General features: G+C 62.8%; 16 protein-coding genes and 2 pseudogenes. 15 read left to right on the top strand and 3 right to left on the bottom strand.

Translation table 11 applies throughout. From position 1 onward, the window contains the following. The 15 genes and pseudogenes from V4U86_RS21825 (at window position 1) to V4U86_RS21755 (ending at window position 15186) form a co-directional block, all read left to right on the top strand. Window positions 1-1440, top strand: coding sequence for an MCE family protein (locus V4U86_RS21825; RefSeq protein WP_395307990.1), 1440 nt, complete (start codon window positions 1-3; stop codon window positions 1438-1440). Next, window positions 1407-2027: a mammalian cell entry protein gene (locus V4U86_RS21820; RefSeq protein ID WP_395307989.1), complete on the top strand. Its 621-nt coding sequence runs from the start codon at window positions 1407-1409 to the stop codon at window positions 2025-2027. The genes V4U86_RS21825 and V4U86_RS21820 overlap by 34 nt, the downstream gene beginning before the upstream one ends. Further along, window positions 2024-2668 (top strand): hypothetical protein, encoded by a 645-nt coding sequence (locus V4U86_RS21815; RefSeq protein ID WP_395307988.1) that lies wholly within the window; start codon window positions 2024-2026, stop codon window positions 2666-2668. Before V4U86_RS21820 ends, V4U86_RS21815 begins: the two co-directional genes overlap by 4 nt. Before the next feature lie 99 nt (window positions 2669-2767). After that, a pseudogene (locus V4U86_RS21810) lies at window positions 2768-3233 on the top strand (CAP domain-containing protein); the annotation flags it as partial. Window positions 3234-3294: 61 nt separating this feature from the next. After that, window positions 3295-3405 (top strand): hypothetical protein, encoded by a 111-nt coding sequence (locus V4U86_RS21805; RefSeq protein WP_395307987.1) that lies wholly within the window; start codon window positions 3295-3297, stop codon window positions 3403-3405. Window positions 3406-3452: 47 nt separating this feature from the next. Further along, entirely contained in the window at window positions 3453-4325 is an 873-nt protein-coding gene (locus tag V4U86_RS21800) for an alpha/beta hydrolase-fold protein (protein ID WP_395312157.1), read from the top strand. Between the two features lie 312 nt (window positions 4326-4637). Then, window positions 4638-5672 (top strand): ABC transporter ATP-binding protein, encoded by a 1035-nt coding sequence (locus tag V4U86_RS21795; RefSeq protein WP_395307986.1) that lies wholly within the window; start codon window positions 4638-4640, stop codon window positions 5670-5672. After that, window positions 5669-6046: a DUF732 domain-containing protein gene (locus V4U86_RS21790; RefSeq protein WP_395307985.1), complete on the top strand. Its 378-nt coding sequence runs from the start codon at window positions 5669-5671 to the stop codon at window positions 6044-6046. Before V4U86_RS21795 ends, V4U86_RS21790 begins: the two co-directional genes overlap by 4 nt. A gap of 776 nt (window positions 6047-6822) precedes the next feature. Further along, window positions 6823-7083, top strand: coding sequence for a hypothetical protein (locus tag V4U86_RS21785; RefSeq protein WP_395307984.1), 261 nt, complete (start codon window positions 6823-6825; stop codon window positions 7081-7083). Window positions 7084-7294: 211 nt separating this feature from the next. After that, window positions 7295-7657 (top strand): annotated as a pseudogene (locus V4U86_RS21780) (TniQ family protein); the annotation flags it as partial. A 282-nt stretch (window positions 7658-7939) separates the two neighbouring features. Further along, window positions 7940-8389: a hypothetical protein gene (locus V4U86_RS21775; RefSeq protein WP_395312281.1), complete on the top strand. Its 450-nt coding sequence runs from the start codon at window positions 7940-7942 to the stop codon at window positions 8387-8389. Window positions 8390-9556: 1167 nt separating this feature from the next. Next, the gene (locus V4U86_RS21770) at window positions 9557-10303 is read left to right on the top strand and encodes a TnsA-like heteromeric transposase endonuclease subunit (protein WP_395307983.1); all 747 of its coding nucleotides are present in this window, start codon (window positions 9557-9559) and stop codon (window positions 10301-10303) included. Window positions 10304-10401: 98 nt separating this feature from the next. Further along, on the top strand, window positions 10402-12447 hold the full coding sequence (locus tag V4U86_RS21765) for a transposase (RefSeq protein ID WP_395307982.1): 2046 nt from the start codon (window positions 10402-10404) through the stop codon (window positions 12445-12447). 28 nt (window positions 12448-12475) lie between these two features. Then, window positions 12476-13543 carry an ATP-binding protein gene (locus tag V4U86_RS21760; RefSeq protein WP_395307981.1) on the top strand — a complete coding sequence of 356 codons (1068 nt, stop codon included), beginning with the start codon at window positions 12476-12478 and terminating at the stop codon, window positions 13541-13543. Window positions 13544-13599: 56 nt separating this feature from the next. Beyond that, window positions 13600-15186, top strand: coding sequence for a TniQ family protein (locus V4U86_RS21755; protein WP_395307980.1), 1587 nt, complete (start codon window positions 13600-13602; stop codon window positions 15184-15186). Between the two features lie 40 nt (window positions 15187-15226). On the opposite strand, the gene V4U86_RS21750 is transcribed toward V4U86_RS21755, so the two are convergent. The 3 genes from V4U86_RS21750 to V4U86_RS21740 form a co-directional block, all read right to left on the bottom strand. Continuing rightward, complete coding sequence (locus V4U86_RS21750; protein WP_395307979.1) at window positions 15227-15496, bottom strand: hypothetical protein; 270 nt, start codon at window positions 15494-15496, stop codon at window positions 15227-15229. A gap of 369 nt (window positions 15497-15865) precedes the next feature. Beyond that, complete coding sequence (locus V4U86_RS21745) at window positions 15866-16450, bottom strand: hypothetical protein (protein ID WP_395307978.1); 585 nt, start codon at window positions 16448-16450, stop codon at window positions 15866-15868. Window positions 16451-16540: 90 nt separating this feature from the next. Then, window positions 16541-16825 (bottom strand): hypothetical protein, encoded by a 285-nt coding sequence (locus tag V4U86_RS21740; protein WP_395307977.1) that lies wholly within the window; start codon window positions 16823-16825, stop codon window positions 16541-16543. Between the last annotated feature and the right edge of the window lie 170 nt (window positions 16826-16995).

Here is a 16995-nt window from a genome sequence, read left to right as displayed (position 1 = left end):
ATGCATCTGAATCGCCAAGCACGCATCCAGCTGGCCATCTTCTCGGTGTTGGCTTTAATCGCGCTGGCCGCAATGAGTGTGAATTACATGAAGCTCCCGGCCAAACTATTCGGAATCGGTCACTACACAGTGTCGCTGAAGCTGCCTGTGACCGGCGGACTCTACGAAACCGGCAATGTTACCTACCGCGGGACCGAGATTGGGCGGGTGAAATCGGTACGCCTCGACGAGTCCGGTGTGGTTGCCGAGTTGATGCTGCGGTCCGACATACCGGTGCCCAGCGATCTGCGCGCCGAGGTGCACAGCCAGTCGGCAATCGGGGAACAGTACGTAGAACTGCTGCCCCGGGACGGAACGGCGCCCCCGTTGAAGAACGGGGATGTCATCGCCGAACACGACACCGCTGTGCCCGAAGACATCAACAATGTTCTCGACGCTGTCGTCACTGGGCTGCGGGCGGTACCCCGCGAGAATCTCCGCACTGTGGTTGACGAATCGTTCACCGCAGTTGGTGGCTTGGGCCCTGAACTGGCCAAGATCGTTGACGGCGGTATTGATCTCTCCATCGACGCGCGGGAGAACCTGGATCCGATGCTGTCACTGATCGACAATGTGAAGCCAGTGTTGGACTCGCAGACCGAGACGTCGGCGGCCATCACCAATTGGGCAGACCATGTGGCTACCGTCACCCGCGACCTGGCCGTACACGACGGTGACCTCGTAGGCGTCATCGACCAGGGCGGGCCGGCTCTGGGTGAGGCTCGTCGCCTCGTGCAGCGTCTGCAACCCACCTTGCCGGTCCTGATGGCAAACCTGGTCAGCGTGGGACAGGTCGGTCTTGCCTACCACGACAACATCGAACAAGTCCTGGTGCTGCTTCCACAACTGATGGCCATCAACCAAGGCTCGTTCGCCGCCAACGCGAACACCAAACAGGACTACGCGGGCGCGTACCTGAGCTTCAATCTCAACCTGAACCTGCCGCCGCCGTGCACGACGGGATACCTGCCGACTCAACAGATGAGAGCGGCTTCCGAGCAGGACTTTCCGGACCGCGCACCTGGCGATCTGTATTGCCGTGTCCCGCAGGATTCCCCGTTCAACGTACGCGGCGCGCGGAACACGCCCTGTGCGACCGTGCCCGGTAAGCGTGCCGCCACGGTCAAGGAGTGCGAGAGCGACGAGCCCTATGTGCCCTTGAACAACGGATTCAACTGGAAGGGTGACCCGAATGCCACCGCGACCGCACAGGACGTCCCCCAGTTGCGTCCCTCCACCGACCAGGGAGCTCCACCTCCACCCATTGCGATCGCCTATTACGACCAGACCACCGGCTCCTACGTCGGACCTGACGGACGCCGCTACACGCAGGCTGACCTAGCCCAAACTGCGCCAAAGGACAAAACATGGGAAACGATGATGCTTCCACCAGGACAATGACCGCTACCGAAGAACTGGGTACCGAGAACAGCGATCCCGCTGCGGATTTCGACGGCTCCGAGTCAACTGATCTGGCAGAACCGAATCGGCGGCAGGAGGCTCGCCGGCGATCCTTCTGGCACCCGGTGGCCTTCGGGGTTGTGATCATGGCAGCGTTTGCCGCAATCGCAACGTGGCAGGGGTACCGGTTCTACCAGGATCAGCAGGCCGTACGGCACAGCGAGCAGTTCCTGCAAGCAGCCCGCCAAGGCGCGCTCAACCTGACCACCATCGATTGGCAACACGCCGAGGCCGACGTGCAACGGATCATGGACGGTGCCGCAGGGGAATTTTACGACGATTTCGCGCAGCGGGCACAGCCGTTCGTGGAGGTCGTCAAGCAGGCTCAGTCGGTGTCGGTGGGCTCCGTCACCGAGGCTGCTTTGGAGTCACAGACAGGGGCCGAAGCGCAGGCGTTGGTGGCGGTCTCGGTTAAGACAAGCAGTACCGCGGGTGCAGAAGCTGTCCCCAGGGCGTGGCGCATGCGTATCTCCGTTCAACAGTCCGACGACCAGATGAAGGTGTCCCGCGTGGAGTTCGTGCCATGAAGCTGAATACATTTCCCCGAGGTGCCAACTCGAAGTATCTTGTCTCTGGCGCAGATCCAGTCGAGTCTGAAGACGACGCCGAACAGGCGAAGAGCCCGGATAGTCCTGTCGGAGAGTCGATTTCCGAAGCCAGCGAGATTTCTTCGGGGAGCCGACGCGCTCGATTGCGAAAGTTGGGCACGCGCGTCGGCATTCCCGCGCTGATCGCGTGTCTGTCCGCAGGGACCGGTTACGTCACCTGGCAGAACATTCAGCAGCAGCGAGACGTCGCTGCGGCATCCGAATCTGTGCGGGCGGCCACCGATACAACCGTTGCGCTGCTGACATATAAACCTGACACCGTCGACAAGGACCTCGAAGCGGCCCGAAATAGGCTCACAGGTCAGTTCCTAGACTCGTACACCACGTTGACCAGAGACGTGGTTATTCCTGGAGCTCAACAGAAGAAGATCGCCGCGACGGCGACGGTCCCTGCCGCAGCCCCGGTTTCGGCTTCAGATAGCCACGCGGTGGTACTGGTGTTCGTCAACCAGACCGTCACCGTCGGCGCGGACGCGCCGACCAGCAGCACATCCAGCGTGCGCGTTTCCCTTGATCGGGTCGATAGCCAATGGCTGGTGTCGGGGTTCGATCCCATCTGAGTACAGAGCGATAGCGTCGCAGAATGTTGCGTTTCAAACCTCTATGTATGGAGACAGAGCTCGATGAAATCTGGACACCTGCTCATCGCCGCCGCACTTATGGGCTCATCGCTGATCTTCTCACCTGCGAGCGCCGGCGCAGACAACGACAACAACACACTCGTGCCGAACAACAAGCGCCTCAACGACGGGGTGCTGGCCAACGTCTACACCGTGCAGCACCAAGCCGGCTGCGCAAACGACGTCAAGATGAACCGGCAACTGCAGACCGCTGCGCAGTGGCACAGCATCGATGTGTTGAACAACCGCGTCCTGAGCGGTGAACTCGGCACAGACGGGTCTTCGGCCCAATTTCGCGCGGAGGCAGCGGGATTCCGCGGACAGGTTGCGCAGACCGTTGCCATCAATCCCGCGTTGGCCATCAATGGGGTGGACATCATCAACCGCTGGTATCACGATCCTGTTGCGTTCGGGGTGATGTCTGACTGCTCGTACAGCGAGATGGGTGTGTGGTCGGTCAACAGTCTGGACCGCAGTGTGGTCGTCGCGGTGTACGGACGCCCAAACTGACTGCTGTTTTTTTGACTAACACATTTCACTAATTCCCCAGAGCAAAGGAAGCCTGCATGGACCCCAACCCGGACTACGACGCTAGCGACGAAATTGAGTTCTTCTTCAGCTGGCTGCCCTGGGCGCTCAGAGGGGTTCACCCTGCCCCCGCGTATCCGCCGGTGTAGACGTGCATACCATCATGGATGACCCGCTCGGGCCCATCGTCAGGCTAATGCGCGCCGTCCTGATCTGCATCTTGGCGCTCTGCCTGTGGAATTCCGGCCAAGCCCGCGCCGATACCGTCGAGACGTTGATGGTCCCATCGGCGGCGATGGGCCGAGACATTCCGGTCGCGTTTCAATCAGGGGGGCCGCGGGCCGTGTTCCTTTTGGACGCTTTCAACGCACCGCCCGATGTAAGCAACTGGGTTACCGCGGGCAACGCGATGAACACCTTCGCGGGTAAGGGTGTATCGGTCGTCGCCCCGGCTGGTGGGGCCTGGAGCCTGTACACCAACTGGGAACAGGACGGCTCCAAGCAGTGGGAGACCTTCCTGTCGCATGAACTGCCAGAATGGCTTGTCTCCCACAAGGGCCTGTCGCCCGCCGGGCACGCGATTGTGGGTGCCTCGCAGGGCGGCACAGCGGCTTTGGCGTTGGCGGCCTTCCACCCCGATCGCTTCGGCTATGCCGGATCATTGTCGGGATTCTTGAACCCCTCCGCGACGACCATGAACGGTGCAATCAATGCCGGTCTCAAGGTATTTGGCGGGGTCGATGCCAACCGGATGTGGGGTCCGGCGCAACTGGGGCGGTGGAAATGGCACGACCCCGATGTGCATCTGCAGCTTCTGCACGACAACAACACTCGGCTCTGGGTCTTCAGCCCCGCGACGACCGCCTGTAGTGACCCGGCCCCGATGATCGGCTACTGCGACCAGGCGCAGGGCAGCAACCGCAACTTCTACCAGCACTACCGAGCAGTCGGCGGACGGAACGGCCATTTCGACTTTCCCGTCGATGGACAGCATGATTGGGCGACATGGGCTTCCCAGTTGGACGGGATTGCCAATGACGTGGCAACAGCGCTACGCGAGGAGAGCTGATGCACAAGCCCTCAAACAGTGCTCGGCGCGGAATTATGGCCGGGACGGCGCTGCTGATACTCACCTCCCTGATGCCGGCGGTACCCGCGTCAGCCGATCCAGTATCGGATCCCTGCCAGTTGGCCTTCAGTCTCTTCTGCCGATTCGTTCCGATACTTCCGGAGTTGGAACATAGTGTGGATCTGACCTTGGACCAGCCGCCCGCAGATCCCGCGGTGCCGTTGCCCGAGTCGCTTCCGCCACCGAGCCCGTGCGCGGCGGGCTGCGTCTAGTACGACGTATCAGCGAATGAGAATGTGAGGAGAGAAGCCGATGGGTGTCCAAATCGACGTGACCAATCTGAGCAAGTCGTTCGGGTCGTCGAAGATCTGGGAAGACGTCACGATGTCGATTCCCGCGGGTGAGGTCAGCGTGCTGCTGGGCCCCTCGGGTACGGGTAAGTCGGTGTTCCTGAAGTCGCTGATCGGTCTGCTGCGCCCCGAGCGCGGATCGATCGTCATCGATGGCACCAACATTCTGGAGTGCTCGGCCAAGGAGCTCTACGAGATCCGCACCCTGTTCGGTGTGCTGTTCCAGGACGGCGCGCTGTTCGGCTCGATGAACATCTACGACAACACCGCCTTCCCGCTGCGCGAGCACACCAAGAAGAGCGAATCCGAGATCCGCAACATCGTGATGCAAAAGCTCGAGTTGGTCGGTATGCCCAACGACGGGCACAAGTTCCCCGGTGAGATCTCCGGTGGTATGCGCAAGCGTGCCGGTCTGGCCCGCGCGCTGGTGCTGGACCCGCAGATCATCCTGTGCGACGAGCCGGACTCCGGTCTGGACCCGGTCCGTACCGCCTATCTGTCGCAGTTGCTGATCGACATCAACGCCCAGATCGACGCGACGGTGCTGATCGTGACGCACAACATCAACATCGCCCGCACGGTGCCGGACAACATCGGCATGCTGTTCCGTAAGCAGTTGGTCATGTTCGGTCCGCGTGAGGTGCTGCTGACCTCCGAGGAGCCGGTGGTCAAGCAGTTCCTCAACGGTCGTCGTATCGGCCCGATCGGTATGTCGGAGGAGAAGGACGAGGCGACCGCGGCGGCCGAGGCGGCCATGCTCGACGCCGGCCAGCACGACGGTGGTGTCGAGGAGATCGAGGGTGTGCCGCCGCAGTTGACCGCGACGCCGGGTATGCCCGAACGCCAGGGTGTGGCCCGTCGTCAGGCCCGGGTGCGCGAGATCCTGCACACGCTGCCCCCGGCCGCCCAGGAAGCCATCCGCGTGGATCTCGAAAGCGCTGTTACGACCGCGCACGATCCGACCGCGCCGATCCCGGTCTTGGGCGGACCAAAATGACCGACACCGTTCCGAAGCGATGTGTGCGGCGGTTGTCTGTGATTGCGGCCGCGCTGGTGAGCGGTCCGCTTGCTACGGGCGTGGCGGTCCCGGCGGCAGCCGTTCCGGCTCCGGAGGTCGAGTACACCTACAACGTAATCGTCCGACGACACTTTGACTTTCCGTACAACGATGCACTCGGTTACGGTTTCTCCGTCTGCGACAAGGTGTCTCGTGGCGTTACCTATCGCGACGTGATGGCGGCGGTCAAGGCCGAGATTTTCCCGAACGACGAGCAGGCGGCGAACTACGTGGTGTCCTACTCCGTCGGCCTTCTGTGTCCGGCGCAGATCGCGCAGCTTCGGCAAACCGCGGCAAACGACGCGGCACCTTAAGGGTCGCTGTGAACAGGTCCGACGAGACAGCGTTTGCCTAGTAGGGCTCGATCAGGCCGGTGGGTAGTTGGACGAGGCAGACTCGGCTCGGCTATCTATTAGTGCAGGCAACGGTAAACAGCGCGAGGTGATTGTCGAGTTGTTACGCAGCTTTCTGGCCGCTGACACCGCGTTGCAACCAGTGTCGATGGCGTCGCTATGGTCGTGGTTTGGGGATTCGCCCAAAGCGGCACGGAGACATCTGTGCGGGATCTCGCAGGTCGCATCCGCGTTTCACACGACGGCCGCGCTGACGCTGTGCGGTTCGGTGTCCGCCGGTGCCCGTCCGCGCCGAAGCCTCGGCGACTTACTTCGATCGAGTGAGTCTGTGAGTCGACCGCAGATATTTTCTGTCGCTGCGAAAACCCCGGGCTTCGAGTCGCTTCGGTCTTGACCCGACACGGCGGGTGAGGGCCTCTTCCATTTGATGAAGGCGCCGTACTTAACTGAGCTCGGCCGATTGCTCGGCATTCATCTTCGCAAGCTCGTCGACCCGCGCGCGCCGCCAGGTGATCCCGGATGGTCGTCACAATGAACTCCCCGCGCCCCTGCAGATTGGTGCCGTAACCCTCAGCTGCACGGTGCCGCTAGCGATGACATCGCCTTCGATGATCGCTGCTTTCGGTAGCGGGTGGTGCCGTCGTCGTTGGTGTCGGCCACGACCCGCATGGGCCGTCCGCTCGGGCCGAGATCGATGGCGATGTCCCACTCGGTGTCGCGCTCGCGAGATAGAAGTTATGACCGTCGACTTCGCCGCACCATTGCTCGGGTGCATAGCCGCCGTGTTCGTGCACCACGACATTGTGACGATCCGCCAGCCACGACTGCAGACGTGCCTCATCGGCCTGCTGGGTAGCTCGCAGGTGCCGCCCTTCGGGGGTCTGCCAGAACTCGTTCATGTCATCGATGAACCTGCGGAACACGTCTGCCGGTCGCCACTGGCCGCCGGCAGTTACATCAAGTCCGTCATGCATCGGCGATCACCTCTCTGGATTTGAGCGCTTCGCGGCGGCCTTGGATCAACAGCAGCAGGTGCACGGGCCCGTGAAGTTACGCTTACATGGATAGGCGGCGGTTTGATCAGAAGCCCCAAGCCATCCGACTGAAGCGGTGCTGCCCTACTAGTGATACATTGACGGGGTCGGTGTGGCCCGTTTGTTCTGACTGCTGAGAAGCGGTGCACTCCCGCTGTCTCACAGGGGTTTGGTGATGGCCTTTCATGGTGCGCACTTGCGCACGCTTCCTCTTCGGGTGGAGCCGTGCCCCGGCGAAGCGATGGATTCATGGCTGGAAGCTGTTGGCCGCGCTCATCGTGTGACGTTTGGCTCTGTGCTGGATCGCTGTGGAATTGATACGCGCAATTCGAATCGCAGGCCATGGCAGCAGATTTTTCTCACGCCGCCTTCCGGCACGATCGATGACATTGCGTACGTAACCGGGGTGCCTGCCGACGCCGTGTGTGCGACAACCTTGGCGGCGGACGACGGTGAGGTCACACTGAGCAGTCATCGTTGGGCATGGCGGTGCAGCAGCCGGGCATGTCCCAGCTGTTTGGCTGAGTCAGGTGGTCGATGGCGTCTGCAGTGGCGGCACAATCTGTCTTTCCTTTGTGTCGCACACGCCTGTCTCCTCGTCGATACATGCGCGTCATGCCAGCGTCCCTGGCGGACACGGCGCCACCATGTCAGTGCAATACCGGAGATGAATCGCTGCGCTAATGTGTCACCGACTCCGTCGGCGACGGGCGCGATGTGTGGGGCGTTTCTACCGTCCGTGCGGTGCACAGTCCTGTCGGACAACCATCTAGCAGTTCGTGCGCAGCGGCTCTTAACTGACCTTGGTGGGTCGGGGACGGTGGCGTTGGGCCTCTACGGCGCACCGGTTCGAACCGTTTCTGTTCTGCAGGACGTCAGGGTGCTGGCTCAGTGGATGCTCAAAGCAGCGGACCTCACCGCCCTGGATGGGATCCTGTCGACTCTGGATGCGCCGGTGCTCGACGCGCAGGCCACGCACACTCCTGCTGAACCCGACCGGTTCACGCAGCGTGCCGGAATCCACCCGGTTGCAGTCGATATGGCGGTCGGCTGCACTCTGGCGATGGCGGTCCTGGACAGTCCCAGCCCCTGTGCGGCCGAGGAACTATTGTCGAGAGTCATGTCCGTTGTGCATCCCGAATGGGCATTGCGCCTGGTGCGGGGACGGGGGCGAACGCTACTGAGCGACTATGCCTCTACCGCGCTTGTGTCGGCATTCAACGGGGTCTTCCGGGCGCGGTCCGGTCCAATCGCCCTCGACACGAGGTAGCCGCGTTGTCGCCGCTGCAACAGAGGCGTCCCAGTGTGTCCGACGCGTATCACGTGACGGTGCGGGAAGCCGCGGGGGGGCTTCGGCGGGCCGGTCTTCACGGGAACCTCGGGGGGTCCGGGAGGCACAGCGGACGGTCGTTCGCAGCGCGGCTGATTCCTGTGTGGTCGACTTGCACCGCACTTGGCGACGCCGCGGAGCAGCCACTCCCGGCCACTTGACTAAGTACAACTAGTAAGGCGTATGACTAGTAGTGTGATCGGCACGGATTCCTCACTCCGAGCGGATCAGCTACTCAGACCTATTTCTGGCCCTCTGCCGCCCGGTCATGCGATGAAGTGAAGGCGAGATGCGCTGTGGAAGCCGATCGGCGCGGTCCTGGGTCGTCCGTTCGTAGTAGCAAACGGCCCCTCACGCAATCTTCCAGCCGTGATGCTAGCGGTGATTCGTGAGCGCTGGACTGTATGGTTCAATTTGTCGAACGATTACGCCGGACAATCGATTTCGATCGCTGAAGCAGAATGCGAAACAAGTTGCCGTGCAATCGGAATAGATACTGTTCTAACGATCCGCGCAGTGTATTAGTCGATCGAGCGTCCCGTTGATCGCACGAAAAACTCGCCGGTCATGGAAATGTTGCCAATAGCGGCAATAGATTTCGCTTGCGCTACTTGGCGATCTGACCCATGCAGGTGCGGATCGGCATCCAGTAGTCCCATCACTGATATTCAAAAGTGTTCTTGACGAACACAATTCACTAGGCGCATGATCAGCAACAAGGTTCCGGTAGCTGACTGCATGTAGCTGCCAAGAGGGACTCACTGCAACGTCCTCACATGGAGAAAGGGGGCAATCTGACAGAAACCCAGTAGGACGGGGTCGCGCGGGACCCCGCATCTTCTAGTGCAGTCAGGCCCACGCGGGGATCTGCTGCGCTCATCTTAAGAAGTACAGCGTGCCGGGCGGCCACCCGGCACGCTGTACTGCCTTCAGAGGTACTGCCTTCAGAGTCTCTGACAACTCTTGGCCCTTGAGGAGGACCATGTCAATTTCACTATGCTCGCGACCAACTGTCAAGCAACAAAACCGCATTGGCAGATCTGGTCTCACCACAGACATCCGAGATCATCTGCACCAGAGCTTCGCCGGCGGTCGTGGGTGGTCGCGATGATGCCCACCGCGCTCGCTGCCGCCGACGGGCCGGCGGTCGCGAATCCGACGATCACAGTCCGCGACGCTGACGGTGCCGAGCGCGAAAGCAGTTTCGGCAGCGCCTCCGAGGACGTGCTGCGTACTGCTCAGCCGTGGCGCACCTTTCGGTGGTACGACGGCCAGCGGCACTACTCCGGGACTTATGCCACTGCGACGATGAACCAGAGCGTGACCTATGAGTCCAGGCTTGAACTGGCTCGGTTGTTGCTGGCCGACTTCGACCCGGACGTCACTCATATGGTGTCGCAGCCATTCCTGATGCGCGCTGTCGTCGACGGCAAGACTCGCAGGCACGTGCCCGACTTCCTGCTGTTCGGTCAAAACAAAGTCACCGTGGTAGATGTCAAACCACGCTCGCATCTCGACGATCCGACCGTCGTGGCGACGTTCGCCTGGGTACGGAAGGTAGTGGAGAACCGCGGCTGGTTTTTCGAGATCGCATCCGAACCAGACCGCGTCCACTTGAACAACGTTCGGTTCTTGGCCGGTTTTCGCCACCCGAAGGGCATCTCTTCGGAGATCCTGCGCGATCTCCGAGACCAGGTGCTCGTTGGACGCACTTTGGCCGAATCGACCGCACTCATCGATGCACCCGCACCGTGCGTGCGGGCAGCCCTTTTCCACATGCTGTGGCGCCACGAGCTGTCAGTGGACCTGACACGCCGACTGTCATCGCATACCACCATGGAGGTAGTGAAATGAACGACAAATTTGTCCCTGTCCGTATCGGGACCCGATTCAGCTGCGAAGGCGCGATTTGGGAGTTGATCGAGATCAATTCGCAGTACGGCGGTGAGGTCGTGGCGGCCAACGGCGCGTACGTGCGGCGCATGACGATGACCGAACTCCTCCACGACACCCGCCACCGATTCCTGCCCATCGACCCGCACCGCGGTGAAGACGAGTTCAGGGAAACCTCTGCACTGCTCCTCGGACAGCTCTCAGCGAAGGAATCGGCCGAAGTTCACGATCGGGCCGGTCACATCCAGGAGGTTCTCACCGGGTACCGCTCCGGCAGCGCAGAGCTCGCGCTGCCACACGAACCCGCACCGCCGTACGACCCGACCCTGCCGCTGGAGTCCCGCTACGCCGCCAAAGCCGCCGAGCTCGGCGTCACCGCTAGGTCGGTGAAGCGTTGGACGGCGGACTTTCGTCGCTACGGGGAGGCGGGGCTGCTGACCAGCCGCAGCTACAAAGAGCCAGACGTCGATCACCGCTGGATGGCTGAAGCGCAGGCGGTGATGGGCAGCTTCGCTGACCGGTCGCGTCCCTCCAAAACCGCGGTGATCCGCCGAACCAACCGCAACTGCGTCGAGCGCTTCGGCGAGGGCGAAGTCGCCCAGCCGTCGCGAGCGACGGCGTTCCGCGCCTTGAAGATTCTGGAGAAACGCCAACCGCTGTTTCGGCACAGCACGAAACGCATCCGGGACATGCATCAGCGCCCGGCCCGCCCGTATGGGAACCTTCCCTGCGCCCGGCCGGGGGAGTACGTCTACCTCGACACCACCCCGTTGGATGTGTTCGCGATGGACCCGCTCACGTTGCGATGGCTGGGTGTGCAGCTGACAGTCGCCCTCGATAGGTACACGAGATGCGTCGTGGCGCTCGTGGTGACGGTCGGGGACGCCAAAGCCGTCGACATCGCGTCAGTGCTCTACGAATGCATGAAGCCCCGCCCCGCACCGGAGCATTGGCCGGCCTACGCGTCTTGGCCCGAACACGGTGTTCCGCGCTGCATCCTGATCGACCCAGACGCCATCGAACAGGCCCGCCCGAAACGCAATAAGGCCGGACGTGCCTCCAGTGGGCCCGCGATCACCCCGGACACGATCATCGTCGATCACGGCAAGGTGTATCTGTCTGAGCACGTGTGCAGTGCCTGCGCGCGGCTGGGGATCTCCATTCAGCCGGCCAGAGTCCGTGAGCCCCGCGACAAGGGGCCGGTGGAGCGGTTCTTCCGCACCCTCCGCGAGGACCTGATTCAGCACCTGGACGGCTATAAGGGACCTGACGTGTACTCCCGCGGCGTTGACGTCGAGAAACGCGCGTTCTATTACGTCGACGAACTCGAACAGATCATCCGCGAATGGGTGGCTACGGTGTATCACCACCGCCCCCATGAGGGACTGGTCGAACCAGGTTTGCCCGACGCGGCGTTCACGCCGGCGCAGATGTATCACCACGGGCTGGCCCGCGGCGGATACATCGAGACACCGAGCGACCCGCATCTCGCCATGGAGTTCCTCAAGGTCGTGCCACGAATCGTTCAGCACTACGGCATCGACTATAAGAACCGGATCTACGAGGGGCCCATCGCCGTCAAGCTGCACGGACAGCCCAGCCCGTACCACGGGAAGTTCAAGAACAAGTGGCCGGTGTACGTCGATCCTCACGACATCCGCTGCGTGTACATGCGCGACCCCGTCGACCACAGCTGGCACGCATTGGAGTGGAAGGACGCCAAAATGCTGGATCAGCCGCTGGCTGAGGAGGCATTGGAGTTCGCTCGTCGGCTCGCGGCCAAACGCCACCGGTTCATCAATGACGAACTAGCGATGGAGGAGCTGCTGACCCGGTGGGAGATCGGTAGCAAAAGCACCGCCGTCGAGCGCCGTGTCGCGATCAACATGGCCCGCCGCGACCGAAAGCTGCTCAGCGCGGACGCGCCCAAGACCGACACGGAGACGGCCACCGATCTGGCCTCCCGTGCCGGGTTGAGAAGGGCTGCTGCGCAACAACACCCGGAACCCGAAGCGGGGGACGACGACCTGGAAACCGAACTCCACGATGACTACACCGGAGGTGATGACGATGACTTCTACGCCGAGGCGTTCGAAGACGCCTGACACGCAGACCCACCGACGCTCGGCGTCGATGGCCAACATCAGCCTCACCCGCAAGGAGGACTGGCAACGATTCGTCACAGCCCCAGCCCGCACCCAGCCCGAACGGGTGAGCCGGGCCGAGCTGACCGCCCTGTCCGATACCGCACGCGCCCAGTACAACCGGATGCGCCGGGACTGGCACGCCAACCTGGGACCGTTCAAGACGCCGCAATTCAAGTCGGTGCGTGAGCAATTGTGGACGATCGTGGAGAGCAACCTTCATGACGGCGACAGGGTGAAGGGCGCCATCGCCCTCGATGCCGAGCCCGGTCTGGGCAAGACCACCGTCGGTCAGCAGTTTTGCAAGGAATTCCACCTCCAGCAGATCGCCGAGGACGGCGCACGCACCTCCGACGGGCACGAACGATGGCCAGTCTGTTGGGTATCCCTGACGGGCAACACCACACTGCGTGACCTCAACCGGGACATGTTGTCGTTCTACGCCCACCCCGGAGCGGATCGGGGCACGGCCAACCAGTACCTGCAGCGAGCGCTCGATTGTGTGTTGTACTGCGAAACAAGGCTATTGGTGATCGACGATCTGCATTTCCTGCGCTGGCCATCGGCCCAGAGTGTGCAGGTGAGCAATCACTTCAAGTTCATCGCCAACACGTTCCCGGTGACGCTGCTGTTCATCGGCGTCGAGCTGAAGAAATCCGGTCTCCTGGCCGACCGCACCGGCAGCAATGTCGTCGCCCAGACCGCACGGCGCACCACCCTGCTGGGGATGGACAACTTCGACATCGACGAACAGGAAGGCCGCGAGGTCTGGCGAGCCCTCCTAAAGACGATCGAGTCGAAGATCGTGCTGACCAACAGCGGCCAGGGCATGCTCGCCGACGTCCTGCCCGACTATCTCTGGGCACGGACCGATGGGCGCATCGGGTCGTTGATGACCTTGATCAACCGCGGCTGCTCGCAGGCGATCCGCACGGGAGTAGAAGTCTTGACCCAAGAATTGCTCGACACCATCCCGGTCGACGTCGCCGCCGAAGAAACCCGCTCAGGCAATGCCGCCGCCATCCGCAGCGGCCAAAAGAAGGCGAGAACCAACTGATCCGAACACTGCCGCTGCGCGCACAACCACAGGCCGGGGAAAGTCTCACCTCGTGGTTGTGCGCGTACGCGCACCTCAATGACGTCACCTGGCGCCAAATGCTGACCGCCGCCGGTCTGCATCGCCGCCGCGGCGACATGAAACACGTCGGCTGGGCCGGCTACCTGCACACCCACGAGATCGACACACTCGCCGCCGCCACCGCAGTCGATACCGACCAACTCCGCTCGATGACGCTGCACCGCTTCCAGCCCCTCGGCATCACCGCAGCCCGCCGCCCCACCCACACCGACTACGGCACGCTGACCACCACCGCACGTCCGACGCGCTACTGCCCACAATGCTTGGACGAGAACGACGGTCGATGGCAACTGGCATGGCTGCTGGGCTGGACCTTCGCCTGCACCCGGCACAACCGCCTACTCGCCGACACCTGCCCCCGATGCGGACGACCGCCCATGCGCTCCGCTCCGCTGACTGACGTCGTTCCCGACCTGCGCTTCTGCACCCAGTCCGGCGGACGGCACGGCCACACCGTCTGCGGAGCGGACCTGCGCGGCCACAAGCGCGGACTCGTCCCGTCGTCGGCCATACTCGACGCCCAACACACCATCAACACCCTGTCCGCCGGCGACACCACCACATTCACCCTCCACGACCAGCACGCCGCCACCCCCGCCCACGTCCTGGCCGACCTTCGTGCGCTCGCACGCGACATCGCCACCAGCTATGCAGCACCGAAGCACCGACCAGGGCAACCCAGCATCGATACCTGCATCGATCGGGTAGCCGACGCGTTCACCATCGCCACACGGACGCTCACCGCCCCCGACATCACCCGCGCAGCCACCGTCATTCGCACCACGTCGGCATCCACGCCGACGTCAGTGTCGGCCAGGCTTCAGCGAGCCGTCGACACCGCCTCCTCACATCCGCGGGTCGCGGCGGCCGAACTGGCCGCACTTGACCCAGACCTTCCCATCGCCGACGTGCTGCGCTACCGCACCTGCACGCCCCACCCGGCGATACCGCGGCGCCCCGAAGCCACGCTCACCTCGCTGACGCGGCGCCTGCCGACCCTGCTGTGGACGCCGTGGGTCACCTACCTTCTCGGCGACGGCCACGACTCTCCAACCACCCAGCGGATGCTGGCCTGCGCCGTCGCTCACGTCAGCACCACCGCACCCACGGCCGCCATCGCGACCATGCTCGGCAACACCGCCCATGACTCCGCGGACGTGTACGCCGCACTACGGTCGTTGGCGGAGTGCCCCAGTCGATCTGCAGTCGCCGGCCGCGTCATCGAACTGGCCGATCACCTCGCTGCGACGCCCGCCCGCATCGACTACCACCGCCGCCGCCGACTCGACTACAGCGATCTGCTCGCCGACCAACGGTCCGGAACACCCGTTGCCTTCGATGCTCAGCGCTGCCTCGCGTTCGAACATCTCAGCGGTCTCCCGAGGACCGGTGCGCACTGGTACCGCCAGACGCCTTCTTTCGCCCGGCGGTGCCACGCGGTCGCTGCGGCAGGTGCTCTGGACGGGCCGGGTGTGCATACAGCGATGGAAGAATTCCTGCAGCAGCAGGGGATCGACGAGCCTCTCATGGCCGTGCCGCCGCTTCACGTCACGCTGTTGTGACTATATATAGCAGCGTGGTTGGAATCAGCAGCCGCGGCCTTCAGCGCCGTCCTGGCGGCGACACGTCCGGCAGCGCGGTGATGGACACGATGGTCGAGGACTGTCGCCACAACTCGCGCTCGGCCAGAGCCTCCGGATCGTCAAACCACACCAACGACGTTCCACCCACTCGGGGCCAACGCTCAATCCTGCTGATCGGCATCGCACACTCATCGTGGGCGAAACCACCGGAGAGGCTCGTCGGCCCAGGCCTGCGGGTGTAGGTCATCGCGTCCAGGTCCCACACATGTGTGCTGCCTTGCGTCGTCACCAACCAGCATCCTGGCGAGTCAGGTGTCAGCGCTCCCACTTCTCGAATAGCAGGATTGGAGGGGGCTGTGTTGTTCGGCGGATCCGGGGACGTTGGCATGCGCAATCATCCTCGCTGGACAGGCTGCCGTCGCGCAGCGAGAAACGCCTGCACCGCAGCGGAGCGCCGATGATCGTCCGGGACGATTCGTCCCGCCAGTGCCGCTGATGCTTTCGTGGATCGCGCACCGGCCGTCTTCAACGCGGCCTTCGACACCACCACCTTCTTCGGGGTGTTGGGTGTCATGGGTGTACCTCCACAATGTCGCGATGTCGGTCGACGGTAGCGCTCGGTCACGCTGTCGGTGCCATTACTTTCTGGACTGCGGCGTTAGTTTGGCTGGGCAGGGACGTATCGGAGGGTGTCCGCGCACGAAGCGCACAACGTTTTCACCCGCGGGCCTGGCGCCTGGTGAAGGAAACCCGTCGCGCCGCATCGCTCACACGTGATAGCCGACGCACGCTCGGCGCCGTCTGTGATCGCATCCATCGCGTCCAAGGTCTCGTGGTCGACGTCCTCGCTGCTGGGCCGGTAGTAGTAGCGCAGCGTGCCGAACTTCTCTTTGACCTGATGCACCACATACTCGGCGTCGAGTCCCGCTAGTAGGGCATCGGTGGCGATAATTAGTGGGTACCAGCCCGCATCGACGCTGATCGAGCGACCCCACCCATCAGGAATGCGCCGCAGGATCACCTCGATCGCCCCGGCATGTTCGCCGGCGTCTGCTGGGACATGAAGTGCATTACGGTAAGTTTTCCAGTCGATATCCGACGACATCAGGCGTGCAAAGGCGCCGTCAACGTCGTCGGGGGTGGCGGAGCCATTGCGCAACCCCTCACCCATAGCCGCCACATCCGATTCAAGAGCGCGCCAACGGATTCTCTCGGCATCGGTGGGTTCTGGAATGTCACCCACTGACGGCATCAGAGCCCCGCCTGAACCACTCCGGCCATGTGCCATTCCGTGCGACCGGGAGTGCAGCCATGGTGGCACCGTCGTACATCGCTACGGTTGTTCGAGATTGTCAGCGGGCGTCAGGCCGAACCGGTTCGTCAGATAGTCCGAGGAAAGCGGCTGTTCGATGGGTCGGGGGGTGTCGTCGACTCTGGACACCTCCGATCCCCGTGGCGGCGTAGCCGGCTCACGCTCGTCCTCCGAGGAGGCACGTGTGGATGGTCGCGCGCGCTGATGCTCTTTGCGTGACTCGCGCCGCGCCTGGGCGTACGACATGCCCGGATGTGCCATCTGATACTCCAGCGCAGCATCCTTTGCTTTGCGGTTCTTGACCACAGCTCACCTCCAGCTCGGTGGACCGGTGTAACAAATCGTGTCGCCTGTCGAATTCTGTCGTCGACAACGACTGTAGACGTAGTGGATCGGATCTAAAGACAAAGCAGCGCAGACTGTTTCAATTTCCCGTGTGCGGAAACATTTCCTGTCCCGGGAACTTTTCCTTGTGC

This window comes from Mycobacterium sp. AMU20-3851 (assembly GCF_043974665.1).
In the GTDB taxonomy this organism is placed as follows: Bacteria; Actinomycetota; Actinomycetes; order Mycobacteriales; family Mycobacteriaceae; genus Mycobacterium.
Note: the sequence above shows the minus strand (reverse complement) of the source record. Positions and strands in the feature narration are given on the sequence as shown.

Bases quoted from the DNA above. Each gene is read 5' to 3' on its own strand.
- V4U86_RS21760 (WP_395307981.1), top strand. From the start codon at position 12,476: ATGGCCAACATCAGCCTCACCCGCAAGGAGGACTGGCAACGATTCGTC.
- V4U86_RS21820 (WP_395307989.1), top strand. From the start codon at position 1,407: ATGGGAAACGATGATGCTTCCACCAGGACAATGACCGCTACCGAAGAA.
- V4U86_RS21785 (WP_395307984.1), top strand. From the start codon at position 6,823: ATGACCGTCGACTTCGCCGCACCATTGCTCGGGTGCATAGCCGCCGTG.
- V4U86_RS21790 (WP_395307985.1), top strand. From the start codon at position 5,669: ATGACCGACACCGTTCCGAAGCGATGTGTGCGGCGGTTGTCTGTGATT.
- V4U86_RS21825 (WP_395307990.1), top strand. From the start codon at position 1: ATGCATCTGAATCGCCAAGCACGCATCCAGCTGGCCATCTTCTCGGTG.
- V4U86_RS21815 (WP_395307988.1), top strand. From the start codon at position 2,024: ATGAAGCTGAATACATTTCCCCGAGGTGCCAACTCGAAGTATCTTGTC.
- V4U86_RS21795 (WP_395307986.1), top strand. From the start codon at position 4,638: ATGGGTGTCCAAATCGACGTGACCAATCTGAGCAAGTCGTTCGGGTCG.
- V4U86_RS21805 (WP_395307987.1), top strand. From the start codon at position 3,295: ATGGACCCCAACCCGGACTACGACGCTAGCGACGAAATTGAGTTCTTC.
- V4U86_RS21800 (WP_395312157.1), top strand. From the start codon at position 3,453: ATGCGCGCCGTCCTGATCTGCATCTTGGCGCTCTGCCTGTGGAATTCC.
- V4U86_RS21770 (WP_395307983.1), top strand. From the start codon at position 9,557: ATGATGCCCACCGCGCTCGCTGCCGCCGACGGGCCGGCGGTCGCGAAT.